Origin of the sequence: Vogesella sp. XCS3 (assembly GCF_020616155.1) — a bacterium.
GTDB lineage: Bacteria > Pseudomonadota > Gammaproteobacteria > Burkholderiales > Chromobacteriaceae > Vogesella.
Map to the genome: position 1 here is coordinate 385,675 of NZ_CP085530.1, position 14,932 is coordinate 400,606.

Annotated in this window: 7 protein-coding genes (1 of these 7 cut by a window edge); all 7 read left to right on the top strand. The window is 64.1% G+C overall.

Going from position 1 to position 14,932, the window contains the following annotated elements; genetic code table 11:
* Positions 1 to 5,728, top strand: partial view of a VCBS domain-containing protein gene (locus LCH97_RS01755; protein ID WP_227303089.1) — the 3' portion only. 23,627 nt of this gene lie to the left of the window's left edge; only the last 5,728 of its 29,355 coding nucleotides appear in the window; its start codon lies beyond the left edge, outside the window; the stop codon is at positions 5,726 to 5,728.
* A 41-nt stretch (positions 5,729 to 5,769) separates the two neighbouring features.
* Positions 5,770 to 6,057: a DUF3467 domain-containing protein gene (locus LCH97_RS01760; protein WP_051028601.1), complete on the top strand. Its 288-nt coding sequence runs from the start codon at positions 5,770 to 5,772 to the stop codon at positions 6,055 to 6,057.
* Between the two features lie 66 nt (positions 6,058 to 6,123).
* Positions 6,124 to 7,944: an efflux RND transporter periplasmic adaptor subunit gene (locus tag LCH97_RS01765; protein WP_227303090.1), complete on the top strand. Its 1,821-nt coding sequence runs from the start codon at positions 6,124 to 6,126 to the stop codon at positions 7,942 to 7,944.
* A gap of 4 nt (positions 7,945 to 7,948) precedes the next feature.
* Positions 7,949 to 10,102 carry a PqqD family peptide modification chaperone gene (locus LCH97_RS01770; protein WP_227303091.1) on the top strand — a complete coding sequence of 718 codons (2,154 nt, stop codon included), beginning with the start codon at positions 7,949 to 7,951 and terminating at the stop codon, positions 10,100 to 10,102.
* Between the two features lie 2 nt (positions 10,103 to 10,104).
* The gene (locus LCH97_RS01775) at positions 10,105 to 12,081 is read left to right on the top strand and encodes a hypothetical protein (RefSeq protein WP_227303092.1); all 1,977 of its coding nucleotides are present in this window, start codon (positions 10,105 to 10,107) and stop codon (positions 12,079 to 12,081) included.
* A gap of 27 nt (positions 12,082 to 12,108) precedes the next feature.
* Positions 12,109 to 12,840, top strand: coding sequence for an efflux RND transporter periplasmic adaptor subunit (locus LCH97_RS01780; RefSeq protein ID WP_227303093.1), 732 nt, complete (start codon positions 12,109 to 12,111; stop codon positions 12,838 to 12,840).
* A gap of 26 nt (positions 12,841 to 12,866) precedes the next feature.
* Positions 12,867 to 14,930, top strand: a complete 2,064-nt coding sequence (locus LCH97_RS01785) for a ShlB/FhaC/HecB family hemolysin secretion/activation protein (protein WP_227303094.1) — start codon at positions 12,867 to 12,869, stop codon at positions 14,928 to 14,930.
* Positions 14,931 to 14,932: the final 2 nt, after the last annotated feature.

Genomic DNA, 14,932 nt, shown 5'->3' on the forward strand with positions numbered 1-14,932 from the left:
TGCGGGTGCCGACGTCATCACGGTGAGCGCAGCAGCATCGACTGCGGCCAACTACCGCTACGTGACAGGCGACCACGCCATCTTCCGCTTCGACACCCTGGGCGGCCTGACCGACCTGGTTACCACCGACGTGGCCGACGCCACCGGTGGTAATGACAAGGTAACCATCGCCAGCAGCGGCATGAGCAGCAATATCGGCCTGAACATGGTGATCGCCGGCATGGGCAGCGATACCGTACTGGTGAGCGCAGAGATCGACCCGGTTACCGGCGAGATCCGCCGTGGCACCGCCACCAGCCAGGACATCTTGCTGGGTGATAACGGTGAAATCCACCGTACCGCCGCCGACGCCAGCAATGGCCAGCGCAACCTGATGCTGCAAGTGAAGAGCACAGTGAACGACAAGGGCGGCAACGATATCCTGGCCAGCGGCGACGGTGGCAAGGTGCTGCTGGGCGGCTTTGGCGCTGACACACTGTACGCCCGCGATGGCGCGCAGCTGGTAGTGGGTGACAACGGCGAGCTGAACTACGACAGCGTGGCGCGTAACGGCATCCTGCGCGAAATGCAGAGTACCGACCCGGTGATCGGCGGTGCCGACCGCATCCTGCTGCGTGACGGTATCAAGCACGTGATTGGCGGTATTGGCGCCGACGTGATCGACATCGACGCCAGCGGTCTGCCGCAGTCGGCCAACCCGGCCACCGTGACCGGCCTGGACCTGCAAGACAACCTGGCGGGCAGCCAGGGCCGCTTTGTGGCCGGCGATAACGCCCGCTTCAGCTACGACACCCGCAGTGGCCTGACCGACGTGGTGACCACCGACGCCATCACGGCCACCGGCGGTGACGATGTGATCAGCCTGGGTCAGAAAGACCTGGCTACCAATCTGGGGCTGCAAGTGGTGTTTGGCGGCATGGGCGCCGACCAGATCGTGGTACGCAGCGTAGCGCGCAGCCAGGACATCCTGTTTGGCGATAACGGCGAGCTGCGCCGTAAACCGCTGGGCTACGGCGTACTGTCTGCATCCAGCCTGGCTACCAGCCTGGGTGGTGACGACCAGATTCGTACCGGTAAAGGCGACAAGCTGATTGTGGGTGGCTTTGGCAACGACCGTATCGTGGCCGAAACCGTGCGCGAAGGCAGCGCGGTAGAGCGCGTGCTGGCGCTGGGCGATTCTGGCCGCGTAGTGTTCGACGCGGCCGGTGGCCAGCAGCTGCAGAAGCTGGAAAGCACCGATATCGGCTTTGGCGGCGATGACCAGATCACGCTGGGCGATGGCGACATCACCGTCGTGGCCGGTTATGGCCGCGATGTGGTGCAGGTCAATAGCAGCGAAAACGCCTTCCGCACCCTGGTGGGTGATAACGCCCAGCTGCTGTTCTCGGGCGAGAGCGACGCAGCGCGTCAGGCGGCTAGCCTGCTGTCTGTGCTCACGCTGGATCAAACCGCGGTGACCGGTGGCGGCGATACGCTGCAGATCGGCACCACCGGCGCGATTGCTGGCGAACTGGGCGAGGCGCAGCTGGTAGGCGGCATGGGCGAGGACGTGCTGTCGGTATACGGCGCCTCGGTCAATGCGGTTCTGCTGGGCGATAACGGCCAGATCCAGCGCAACAGCGGCCGCAACCAGGCGCTTATCAGCGTGGGCAGCCTGCTGCCGGAACAAGGCGCGGGCGATACCCTCACCCTGACCCATGGCGAGCACGTGGTGATTGCCGGCCAGGGCGCCGACAAGGTCACGGCAGGCAAAGGCTTTGGCGTGGTGCTGGGCGATAGCGGCAACGTAAGCTTTGGCAGCAGCGGCAAGCTGGCCTCGGTCAGCAGCAGCGGCATTGCCCAGGGTGGCAACGACGTGTTGCAGCTGGGTGTCGGCGTATCGGCTATCGACGGTGACAAAGTGGTGGTCGGCGGTTTCGGTGCCGACACCATCAGCGTGCAATCGCAGCGTGGTACCGCCAGCCTGGCGTCCGAGCGTGCGGTAGCGGGTGATAACGCCAGCATGATCTTTGATATTGCCGGCCGCCTGACCTCGTTTGGCACACTGGATAGCGACCCGTCCACCGGCGGTAACGACGACATCACCGTGTCGATGACCGGCGACGCCATCGCCGGCGTGATGGCCGACTTCAACATCGTGGCCGGCGGCATGGGCAGCGACCGCATCAATGTACTGGGCAGCGTGCTGAGCCGCGACGTGGTGTCGGGTGACAACCTGGACTACCGCCGCAGCGGTGCAGCGACCGGCTACCAGCACCTGTTTGCCGAAAGCAGCCAGCCACAAAGCGGCGGCGACGACAGCATCCGCGTGGGCAGTGGCGACAAGCTGCTGTTTGGCGGCGCAGGTAACGACAAGGTGGAATCGCTCACCGTGGCGGGCGACCGTAATATCGCCTTTGGCGATGCCGGCAGCGTGTCCTTTGCTGTAGACGGCAGCGGCAAGCTGGTGCGCGTCGGTACGCAGAGCGACAGCAGCGGCGGTGACGACATCCTGAATATCGGTGCCGGTACGGCGTATGTGTTTGGCGGCTTTGGCCGCGACGCGCTCACACTCAGCGGTGGCGATGCGGCCATGCGTGTGGTGGCCGGCGACGGTGCCCAAGCCAACTTTGACGCCACTGGCGCGCTGCAGCTGGTGCAAAGCACCGGCAGCGACGCGGCCGATCCGCTGCTGACCAGCGACAGCTTTGTGCTGCCGAATACCGGTCGCAATATCGTACTGGGCGGCACCGGCGTAGATACCCTTGCCGGCAGCGTCGAGCTGGATGCGGCCAACCCGCAGCACAGCATTATCCCGGGCAGCGGCCTGGCCGACCTGGTGCGCCAGATTGTCAGCGTGGTGATGCTGGGCGAGTACGGCGAAATGGGCGTTACCACCACGGGCTACGTGAAACCGCAAAACGGTAGCGGTGGCGGTGTGGTGGTAGGCGACCTGGACGGGAAAGCCAGCCTCACCGAAGACAGCAACACCCGCGCCAGCGGCCGCATTGCCTACCCGGCCCTGTCCGGTGGCGTGGCCAGCTTCGATCCGGCCAGCAATACCCAGCAAGGTCGCTTCGGCAAGCTGGAAGTGAAAGTGGACGGTAGCTGGAGCTACACCCTGGGTAACGACAGCGCCAGCAATGCCCGCGTGCAAGCGCTGCGCGACGGCGACGTGCGTACCGAGGTGTTTGTGCTGACCACCACCGACGGCAGCCAGACCACCATTACCCTGACCATCAACGGTAGCAATGACCAGCCACAGGCACAGCTGTCCAGCCTGGTAGAAGACGGCGCCACCACCAGCAGCGGCCGCCTGCAAGACAGCCTGGCAGGTCTGGCCAGCGTGTTCCTGCCGGGTAGCTTTGTTGGCGAGCTGGGCACACTGCAGCTGTCGTCCGACGGTGCATGGCAGTTTGCCCTGAGCGCTAACGTGCAGGCATTGGCCGCCGGCAGCAGCCGTCGCGAGAGCTTCACCGTGCAGACAGTGGACGGTGCCACCACCACGCTGACCGTCGAGATCATCGGCGTGAACGATGCGGCCGTGATCAGCGGCCAGCAAAGCGGCAGCGTGGCACAGGACGGCGCGCACAGCAGCAGCGGCCAACTGCAGATCAGCGACATCGACGATGGCGAGGCGCAGTTCCAGGCCGGTAGCCAGACAGGCAGCTACGGTGCCCTGCAGCTGGACGCCAGCGGCAGCTGGACCTACACCCTGAGCAACGGCGCGGCCGTGGCCAAGGGACAGACCGTGGTGGAGCAGTTCACCGTACTGGCCAAGGATGGCACCAGCAGCACCGTGAGCATCAGCGTTACCGGCGGCAACCACGCGGCGGTAATCGGCGGCCAGCAAAGCGGCGCAGTAGCCAAGGATGGCCAGCAGCAGGCCAGCGGCCAGCTCAGCATCACTGATGCCGACGCCGGTGAAGCCGTGTTTGTGGCGCAGACCATCGCTGGCCAGCACGGCAGCTTCAGCCTGCAGGCCGACGGTAGCTGGGCTTACCAGCTGCAAGACGGCAGCAGTATTGCCAAGGGCGTCACCGTGCAGGAAAGCTTCCAGGTGCAAAGTGCCGACGGTAGCCGCAGCACCGTGGTGATTGCCGTGACCGGTGGCAACCACGCCGCCAGCGTTAGCGGCCAGCTGGCCGGTGCCGTGGCGCAGGATGGCCAGCGCAGCAGCAGCGGCCAACTGCTGGTGAATGACATCGATGCCGGCGAAGCCGTGTTCGTGGCAGCCAGCAGCCAGGGCAAGTACGGCCAGCTGCAGCTGCAGGCCGATGGCAGCTGGGTCTACCAGCTGCAAGATGGCAGCAGCATTGCCAAGGGTGCCACTAGCCAGGAGAGCTTCACCGTGCGTACCGCCGAAGGCACCAGCGTGCAGCTGGTGATCACCGTCACCGGTGGCAATCACGCCGCCGTGATCGGTGGTGTGCTGGCTGGCGCCGTGCAGCAAGGTGGCAGCACGCTGGCCAGCGGCCAGCTCAGCATCAGCGATAGCGATGCCGGCGAAGCCGCCTTTGTGGCCCAGCGCTACCAGGGCAGCTACGGCGTGTTCAGCCAGGCGGCAGACGGGCAGTGGCAGTACCAGCTGCAAGACGCCAGCGCACTGGCCAAAGGTGCAGTAGTGAACGAAACCTTTGTCGTGAGCAGCCTGGATGGCAGCCAGACGACCGTGAGCATTGCCGTGACCGGTGGTAACCACAGCGCCGTGATCAGCGGCGACAGCCAGGGTGGCGTCAAGGCCGGTGGCCAGCTGCAAGCTGCAGGCCAGCTGCAGGTGAGCGACATCGACCAGGGCGAAGCCCGCGTGCAGGCAGGCAATCTGGTCGGCCTGTATGGCCAGCTGAGCCTGGGGGCGAACGGCCAGTGGCAGTACCAGCTGGCAGGTAACGCCAGCCTGGCTGCCGGTAGCCAGCAGCAAGAACGCTTTACCGTGCTGTCGCAAGACGGTACCGCCCGCTTCGAGATCGTGATTGCGGTAGCCGGTGCCGATGTGCCAGCCAAGCCGGTGATTACCGAGCCGCAGACCGACCAGCAGGTAGTGCAAGCGCTGCAGCTGGCCAATGGTGGCAGCGGCACGGCAAGCAATAGCACTGGTAGCACGGCGGGTACCACTAGCCAGGCTGGCCAGCCATCCGCTAGCGGCAACAGTCAGGCCGAGCCTGGCCGCACCGGCGGTGCCGGCGCAGGCAGCCAGCAGCAGGCAGGCGAGGGTGAGGGCGAGCAGGATGGCCAGCAACCGGTAGTGTCGCTTGCCACGCTGGGCGACGTGTTGTTTACGTCTACCCAGCCGCTGCAGGGCAACCTGCCGCCGGTCAGCAATGTGGTGGTCCAGCTTGCAGCGCCGGTAAGCCCGGCACAGCAAACCATGCAGGATGTGGTGCTGAGTGAGCAGGCCGAGCCGGATACCGCTGAAGCACCGGCTGCAGAAGCCGCCGCAGGCCAGCCGGAAGCCCCGGCAGCCGAGGCTGTGCCTGCCGTGGAAGCTGGTAGTGATGTGGTATCATCCGCCGCGCCTGCCGCCCCGTCGGAGGCTGCTGATCAGCAGCCATCAGCCCAGCCGGCAGCTGCCGCCGAGCCAGACAATACTGCGGCAGCACAGGCCGCTAGCGATGTCATGGCACAGGCACAGGATATGGCCCTGGGGTTGGCCGCGCTGACCAGCGTGGGCCGTAGCAAAATTCTGTGGGACCGTCAGCCAGGCAGCGGCAAGCGCGCTGCCGAGCGCGGCACCAAGAATCGTCGATAACAACGTTTTTTCGTAACCATTGCTAGATGCAAGGAATGAACATGAGCCAACAACAAGAGAACAACGAAGCCGTCGTGCCACAAATCGTGTGGGATGATTCCCGCATGGTCACCACCTACGCCAACGTGTGCAATGTGCTGGGTACCCGCGAAGAAATCATGGTGCTGTTCGGTGCCAACCAAGCCTGGCAGAGCGACCAGAAGCAGGTTCAGGTTACCCTGAGCAACCGCGTTGTCCTGAACCCGTACGCTGCCAAGCGCCTGCTGACCATGCTGGAACTGGGCCTGAAAGAGTACGAAGCACGCTACGGCGAGCTGAAACTGGGCTAAACCCCCTCGCGCCGCCAGCCTTGCCGCTGGCGGCTTTTCTTTGTCTGCCGTTTGCCGTTTGCCTACATGACCACACACTCTACCGGCGCGCCTGATGCCTGGTTGCAGCTAGCCCACTCCCCGTATAACGACCACGCCTACTGGCAAGCCTGGCTGCAGTGCTGCCGCCAGGGGCTGCCGGCCTTGGCCGAGCTGGCCATTGTGCTGTCCGATGTGCCGGACGAGGGTCCTTACGCCCCCGCCTTGCTATGGCCCAATGCCGAAGGCGTGTCGCCGCTGCTGGCCAGCTTGTGCGAGCGTGTGCTGGATATGCGCCTGCCTTTGCAGCAGGTGCAGGACGGGGTGCTGGTGCTGGCGTTGCCTATCGTGGCCGGCGAGCAGCTGCACGGTGTGCTGGCGGTGGCCATGCCCGCCGCTGCCTATACGCGCGAAAGCCTGGCCTGGCTCAAGTGGGGGCAGGGCTGGCTGTTGCCCGCCTCGGCCGGCGTCACGGCAGACAATGCCGCTTTTACCGAGCGGCTGCTGAAATCACTGGATTTACTGATGCTGGTGGTGGGCGAAAATACCGCCCACGACGCCAGCCATGCCGTGGTCACCGATATGGCGGTGGCGCTGGGCTGCGACCGCGTATCGGTAGGCTTCGCCCAGCGCATGACGGTCAAGCTGCAGGCTTTGTCGCACTCGGCCGAGTTTGCCGGCCGGCAAGACCTGGCCGCCTTTCTGGCTAGTGCCATGAACGAGGCCGCCGACCAGGGGCAGGCCTTTTACTTTCAGCCAGGCCAGGACAACCCTGCGGGCGGTTTGCGTATCGATCGCGAGCACCGCGCGCTGGCCGAGCGTTTTGCGGCCAACCATATTCTGAGCGTGCCGTTTTATCTGGATACGCAGCGCTACGGCGTGTTCGTGTTCGAGTGGGCCGAGCCGGTCTTGCCGGACGAGGCCAGCCACCTGGCGCACATGCTGTCGCCCATTGTTGGCCGCATGCTGCTGGACAAGCGCCACGCCGAGCGCCCGTGGTGGCGCCGCGCAGCCGATGCGCTGAAAACCGAGCGCGACCGCCTGCTGGGGCCGCTGCACGCCGGGCGCAAGCTGGCGGCCATTGTGCTGCTGGCGCTGGGGCTGTTTCTGGGCCTGGCAACGGGCGATTACCGCATCGGGGCGCAGTCCGAGCTGGAAGGCGCGGTAAAGCGCACCATCGTGGCGCCGTTTGACGGCTTTGTGGCGCAGGCCTATAAGCGCGCAGGCCAGGTAGTGCCGGCCGGTGGCCTGCTGGCGCAGCTGGACGACCGCGACCTGCAGCTGGAGGCCAGCAAGTGGCGCAGCACGCAGTCGCAGTACCAGAACCAGCTGCAAGACGCGCAGGCGCAAAGCGACCTGTCGCAGATACAGATTTCCATCGCCCAGTCCGAGCAGGCGCAGGCGCAGCAGGCGCTGTCGCAAAGCATGCTGGAGCGCTCGCGCATTCGCGCGCCGTTTGCCGGCTTTATCGTGACGGGCGACTTGTCGCAACAGCTGGGCGGGGCGGTAAAAAAAGGCCAGACCTTGTTCGAGATTGCCCCGCTGGATTCCTACCGCGTGATCCTGTACGTGGATGAGGCCGATATCGACGAGATCAGGGTGGGGCAGCAAGGCCAGCTGATGGTGACCGCCATGCCAGGCGAGCGCCTGCCTTTTAGCGTGTCGCTGGTGACCTCGGTGGCGCAGGCGCGTGAAGGCAAAAACGTGTTCCGTGTCGAGGGTGTGCTTACCGGCCGTCATGCCACACTGCGCCCCGGCATGGATGGCGTGGCCAAGGTGCAGGTGGGCGAGCGCAAGCTGGTGTGGATCTGGACGCATAGCCTGTTTGACTGGCTGCGCCTGAATATCTGGTCGTGGCTGGGGTGGTAGGCGCATGAGTGCATCGCTGTTTTCCCCGTCCTGGTACCGAGTGGCCCCGCTCAAACCGCGCCTGCGCCAGCAGGCCAAGCTGGTGCGCCACGTTTACCGTGGCGAGCGCCATTACATCCTGCAAGACCAGGGTAGCGGCCGCTTCCTCAAGCTCAACCCGGCGGCCTACCAGATTGTGGCGCTGATGGATGGCGAGCTCACGCTGGACGCCATCTGGCAGCGTAGCTGCGAAACGCTGGGTGACGACGCTCCCACGCAGGACGAAGTACTGAACCTGATGACGCAGCTGCACCAGGCCAATGTGCTGCTGACCGACCAGGCACCCGACCTGGCCGAGCTGAACGAGCGCCGCCAGCGTCTGGGCCGCCTCAAGCTCAAGCAGTACCTGATGAACCCGCTGTCGCTGAAGATCCCGCTGTTCGACCCGGACCCGTTCATTACCCGCCTGTACCAGCTAGTGCCGGCCTGGCTGCTGCGTTTCATCCTGCCTTTGTGGCTGCTGGTGGTTGGCAGTGGCGTGGTGCTGGCCGGCATGCACTGGGACGAGCTGACGCGCGACCTGGCGGCGCGCGTGTTCCGGCCGGACAACGTGCTGCTGCTGTGGCTGATTTTCCCGCTGCTCAAGGCCGTTCACGAGATAGGCCATGGCCTGGCGGTGAAAGCGTTTGGCGGCAGCTGCAACGAAACCGGCGTGATGATGCTGGTGATGATTCCGGTGCCGTATGTGGACGCCGGGCACGCCATCAGCCTGCCATCGCGCCGCCAGCGCATGCTCATCGGCGCTGCCGGCATGATGACCGAGCTGTTCTTTGCCGCCATCGCCATCTGGCTGTGGACCTGGGTGGCACCGGGCGTGGGCAAGGCGGCGCTGCACCAGGTGGTGATTCTGGCGGGGGTGACCACGCTGCTGTTCAATGCCAACCCACTGGTGCGTTTTGACGGGTATTACATTTTTTCCGACTGGCTGGAAATCCCCAATCTGGGCCAGAAAGCCAACCAGTACATGGGCTATGTGTTCAAGCAGCATATTTTCCGCGTACGCAGCGAGCAGACGCCGCCACCCACCACCCCGCGCGAAAAGCCGTGGCTGGTGTTTTACGCCATCGGCTCGTTTTGCTACCGCATCATGCTGTCGATTTCCATCATCCTGCTGGTGGCCGAGCGCTTCTTTTTTGTCGGCGTGCTGTTGGCGGTGTGGAGTGCGGTAAACATGCTGTTGCTGCCGCTGTCGCGGCAGATACGTTTCTTGCTGGACGACCCGGTGCTGCAGGGCGTGCGGGCGCGGGTGCTGACCATTGTCGGCGGGCTGGTCGTGGGCTTGCTGCTGCTGGTGCTGCTGGTGCCGGTGCCGTCGTGGACCATGGCCGAGGGCGTTATCTGGATGTCGGAGCAGTCGCGTGTGCGGGCACCGGCCAGCTGCATTGGCAGCCGTGTGCTGGTGCCTTCCGGCAGTCAGGTGGTGCGCGGCCAACCTTTGCTGGCCTGCGACGAGCCGGAGCTGGGCGCGCTACTGGCGGAAACCCGCTCCAAGATTGCCGAGATGGAAAGCAAGCGTAACAAGGTGCTGCTGACCGACCGGGTGCAGGCCCAGATTATCGAGGCTGAAACCGGCTACCACCGCAACCGTCTGCACGACCTGCAAACGCGACAGAATGCGCTGATCATCCGTAGCCCGCTGGCTGGCCGCTTCGAGGTGGCGTCCACGCTGGATTTCGTCGGTGCCTACGTGGCACGCGGCGACGTGGTGGGCTACGTGCTGGACCCGTCGCGCTACACCCTGCTGACCGTGGTGCCGCAGGCCGATGTCGACCAGGTGCGCCGTCACAATATCGGCGTGGAAATCCGCAGTGCGGTAGAGGTCGACAGCCTGATTCCGGCCACCATGGTGCGCGAGGTGCCCGGTGCCACGCGCGACCTGCCCAGCCTGGCGCTGTCGCTGCAAGGTGGCGGCAAGATCGGCCTGGACCCGGACGCCAGCCGTGAAACGCCGGTAGCGCTGAACGCGCTGTTCCAGTTCGAGCTGCGCTTTGATAACCGCGCCGTGCCGCGCACCCTGGGTAACCGCGTATACGTGCGCTTTATCCAGCAACCCGAGCCATTGGCCAGCCAGTGGTACCGCGCGCTGCGCCAGATGTTCATCAAACGATTCGCGGTATAGCCATGTTTGCCCTTTCCCTGCTTGCCGACCTTTACCCGCAGCGCCGTGACTGGCAAGACCGCAGCTGGCTGGACCGCCAGAGCGAGCGCCTGCGCACCTGGCTGCAGGCCAGGCTTGGCCTGTCGTCGTGGCGGCTGAACCGCTTTGTGCGCCTGGTGGATGCTGCCCAGCCCGCGGTAGACGCGCTGGCCGAGCCCGAGCTGCAGGCGCTGACGGCCGAGCTGCAGCTGCTCTTGCGCCGCGATGGCCTGCAAGACCGGCACGTGGCGCAAGCCTTTGCCCTGGTGCGCCGCCGTGCCGGCGAGCTATTGGGCAAGCGGCACTTTCCCACGCAGCTCAAGGGTGGCTACATCCTGCTGCAGGGCTTTTTGCTGGAGATGGATACCGGCGAAGGCAAAACGCTTACCGCCACGCTGGCGGCGGCGGTAGCCGCCATGGCCGGGCGCAAGGTACACGTGGTAACGGTGAACGACTACCTGGCCGAGCGCGATGTCATGTTGATGGCGCCGCTATACCACGCCCTGGGCCTGAGTACCGGCCTGGTGCGCGAAGACATGAAGCCGGACGAGAAAAAGCCCGGCTACCTGGCCGACATCGTGTACTGCTCCAACAAGTCTGTGGTGTTCGATTACCTGCGCGACCGCCTGGCGCTGGCCGACAAGATGTCGCCCATGCAGCTGGCGCTGGGGCGACTGAGCGGCCGCAGTGCGGCCAACATCCTGCTGCCGGGTTTGCAATTTGCCATTGTGGATGAAGCCGACAGCGTGTTTATCGATGAGGCCCGCACGCCGCTGATCATTTCAGCCAGCCGGCCTGGCAGCGAGAGCGAGGCTTACTACCGCCAGGCTATCGAGCTGGCCAGGGCGCTGCAGCCCGGCGTGCACTTCGAGCAGGCGGGCCCGGGCGCGCACCCGCATCTGCAAGGGGCAGGGCGCGACGAGCTGGCCAGGTTGGCCGCACACCTGCCGCCGGTATGGCAGGCCAGGAACCGGCGGGAGGAAGTGGTCGGCATGGCGCTGATGGCTTGCCATGGCTTGCGGCGCGATATCGATTACATCGTGCGCGAGGGCAAGGTGCTGATCGTGGATGAAAACACCGGCCGCACCATGGCCGACCGCTCGTGGGAGCGCGGGCTGCACCAGATGGTGGAGGTAAAAGAAGGCCTGCCGCCGGGGGATGAGCGCGAGACGCTGGGCAAGATCAGCTACCAGCTGTTCTTTCGCCGCTATCTGGTGTTGTCGGGCATGACCGGCACCTGCCGCGAGGTGGCGGGGGAGTTGGGCGAGGTGTACGGCCTGGGCGTGGTGCGTGTGCCGCCCTACCGGCGCTCGCGTCGCCGCTATCTGGGGGCGCGGCTGTTTGCTACCTCGGCGCAGCGTTGGGCGGCCGTGATTGCGTCTGTGCAAGAAATACAACAGTCCGGTAGGCCAGTACTGATCGGCACGCGCAGCATCAAGGCTTCAGAAGTGTTGTCGCAATGCTTGCAGCAGGAGGGTATTGCGCACCGCGTACTGAACGCCAAACAGGATGCGGAAGAGGCCGAGGTGGTTGCCAGCGCCGGTGCAGCCGGGGCCGTCACCATCGCTACCAATATGGCCGGGCGCGGGACGGACGTGCTGCTGGATGAGGATGTGAAAATGAAAGGTGGGCTGCATGTGATCCTCACCGAGCGTCACGATAATGCCCGCGTCGATCGCCAGCTGATCGGCCGCTGTGCTAGGCAGGGCGACCCTGGCAGCTATGAAATCATTCTGTCGCTAGAAGATGATCTGGTTGTGCAATTTGTAGCAAAATTTAATGTTATATTATCGAGATTGTTACAAACTACCAATCAACCGCTAATTGGTAGCGCAGGGCTGCTGTACTACCGCGCAGCGCAGCGATACATGGAATGGCAACACCGTCGGCTGCGTCAGCACATGCTGAGCGCAGACTTCAGGGCACGGCAGGCACTGTCTTTTTCTGGCCAGTCCGAATAGCCCGGTATAAGGGAAAACAATAGAAAAATGAACAAACTCGTCACTCACTCCGCCCGCACGCTGGGCGGCATGTTTCTGGCCTTGCCCTTGCTGGCCGCGGCTGCGCCTGCAGCTACTACTTGTCTGATTGTGCCTTCGCTGGAAGTGAATGTCGGCACGCCGGTAGATGGTGTGCTGGGTCAGGTGCTGGCAGATCGTGGCGATGTGGTCCGTGCCGGCCAGCTGCTGGCCAAGCTGCAAAGCGGTGTGGAAGAGGCGGCGGTGGAATACCAGGCAGCCAAGGCGCAGTTTGGCGCCCGCAAGACACAGCGCAATCAGGAACTGCAAAAGAAGCAACTGATTTCCAGCCAGGAACTGGACGAGATGGCCACCGAGTACAAGCTGTCGGAGCTGGAACTCAAAGAGCGTCGCGAGCAGCTGCGCCTGCGTAGCTTGTTCAGCCCGATTAACGGTGTGGTGGTAGACCGCTATCGCCAGCGTGGCGACCTGGTAAAACAGGAACGCATCTACCGTATTGCCCAGCTGGACCCGCTGTTTGTGGAAACCGTGGTGCCGGCCGCCCTGTTTGGCAAGGTGCGCAGCGGCCAGAGCTACGACGTGACGCCGCAGCTCTCCAGCAGCCCGCTCAAGGCCCGTGTGACCAACGTAGACAAAGTCATCGATGCAGGCAGCGGCTCTTTCCGCGTGCGCCTAGTATTACCGAATCCCAAGTACGCGCTGCCTTCCGGCCAGCGCTGCAAAGTTACCTTCCCTGAATAAACGCGCCTGGGTCACATCACAACACCATGGAATACTCCAGTCAGAATACCAGCCAGCGTCGTGCCAAGCCTGCCGTCCTTACCGTGCAGGCTGTTGCGTTTACCCTGCTGCCGCTCATGTTGCCGGCCAATGCCGTTATTGCCGCTGTTACCCAGACACCGCCATCGCAAGATGCCGGTGTTGTTTTCAATGCGCAGAAATTGCCGCCCGCCAGCCTGTTTCCGCGCAAGCGCGACAAGGTGCAGCTGCGCGCCAGTATTCCTGAGGTAAAAACCGATAACGAGGCGATTCGCCTGTCTATCGGAGGTTTCCGTTTTGAAGGGGAAACCGGCATAGACCAGAAAGCTTTGCAGGGTATCTTGCAGCCGTGGCAAGGCCGCGACCTGAGCTTTGCCGAATTCGAGCAGGCCGTACACGCCGTGGCAGAGCACCTGCGCACGCACGGCCACCCGTACGCCGAGGTCAGCATGAATCGCGCCATGCTGGGCGAAGGCACGGTAGCCATTGCCGTACAGGGCCTGACCATGCCGCCGGAACCGGTGGTGCCGCAAGTGCTGGTAACCGGTTTCAGCTTTGAAGGTCTGTCGCTGGCCAGCAATGAAGAAATGCAATCGGTGCTCAAAGCCCAGCTGGGTAAACCGCTGAGCCTAGTGCAGCTGGAAGCCGCCGCGCAGCAAGCTGCCGCCCACCTGCGTGCCAAAGGCTACCCGCTGGTACAAGCCTACCTGCCACCACAGAAAATCCAGGACGGCGTAGTACGCATTGCGCTGCAGGAAGGTGCGCTGGATGGCGCATCGGGTGTGAACGGTATCGTGGTGCGTAACAACACCTCGCCAGTAAAAGACAGCACCGTGGCCGCCTTGCTGGCCGAAGGCGCACCGGCGGGCAAGCCTATCCAGGCTGCCGAGCTGGAACGCGCGCTGCTGGTGGCCGGCGAAGTGCCGGGTATCAAGAAAGTCCAGGCCGAGCTGACGCCGGGTAGCGTTGCCGGTACCACCAAGGTGGAAGCCGACGTGGAAAGCGCCGGCCTGTTTAACGGCGCGGTATGGGCCGACAACTACGGCAACCGCCATGCCGGTATGACCCGCCTGAATACCCAGCTTAACCTGAACAGCCCGCTGGGTTACGGCGAGCAGCTGTCGCTGAACGCCACCAAGTCCGACAGCCTGGATAGCGGCAAGGTCGCCATCCAGCTGCCGGTAGGCAACCGCGGGGCCAAGGTAGGCGTGTCGGCGTCCAGCATGAACGTGGACATGGGCATTACCACCGACGTGCCGCGCAACCTCAGCGGCGACACCAAGGTGGTATCGCTGTTTGGCAGCCTGCCGCTGACGCGCTCGGGTACGGCCAACACCACGCTGACCGCCAGCCTGGACCAGAAAGACATGAAGAACAGCCTGAGCACACTGACGCTGGATGATCGCAAGATCACCATGCTGAGCCTGGGCCTGAACGGTGACCGTTACGATAGCTGGGGCGGCCGCCTGGGCTGGAGTGCCGTGCTGTCGGCTGGTGACAACGACCTGTCTGGCGACCAAGGCTACGCCGCGCTGGACGACGCCTCTGCCCGCACCGGCGGCGGTTTCCAGAAGCTGAACCTGGCGGTAAGCCGCCTGTCGCGCCTGGACAAGGCGGGTGACTACCAGCTGGCCGTATCGCTGTCTGCACAGCTGGCCAGCAAGAACCTGGATAACAGCGAAAAACTGCAGCTGGGCGGCCCCAACGGCATTCGTGCCTACCCGATGGGCGAAGGCCTCGGGGATGATGGCTGGCTGGCCAATGCCGAAGTCCGTACTTCGCTAGGCAAGTTTGCCGGCGCGGATGTCACCCTGTTCGGCTTTGTCGATGCCGGTGGTGTCAAACAGTACAAACATACCTGGAATGGTGCCCTGCTGGCTGGCAAACCTAACCAGTACACCCTGGCCGGTGCCGGCGTGGGGATGAAGCTGAGTTACGACGACAAAGGTGGTGTCAGCATCACCGTGGCCAACAAGCTGGGTAATAACCCGAACCAGAGCGCCAACAATACTGATGCCGATGGCCGTAACCGCGCCGCCCGAGTATGGGTAATCGGCAATATTGCCTTCTGATC

Excerpts from the sequence above, each read along its gene's own strand:
- LCH97_RS01760 (WP_051028601.1), top strand. The coding sequence starts at position 5,770 with ATGAGCCAACAACAAGAGAACAACGAAGCCGTCGTGCCACAAATCGTG.
- LCH97_RS01765 (WP_227303090.1), top strand. The coding sequence starts at position 6,124 with ATGACCACACACTCTACCGGCGCGCCTGATGCCTGGTTGCAGCTAGCC.
- LCH97_RS01785 (WP_227303094.1), top strand. The coding sequence starts at position 12,867 with ATGGAATACTCCAGTCAGAATACCAGCCAGCGTCGTGCCAAGCCTGCC.
- LCH97_RS01780 (WP_227303093.1), top strand. The coding sequence starts at position 12,109 with ATGAACAAACTCGTCACTCACTCCGCCCGCACGCTGGGCGGCATGTTT.
- LCH97_RS01770 (WP_227303091.1), top strand. The coding sequence starts at position 7,949 with ATGAGTGCATCGCTGTTTTCCCCGTCCTGGTACCGAGTGGCCCCGCTC.
- LCH97_RS01775 (WP_227303092.1), top strand. The coding sequence starts at position 10,105 with ATGTTTGCCCTTTCCCTGCTTGCCGACCTTTACCCGCAGCGCCGTGAC.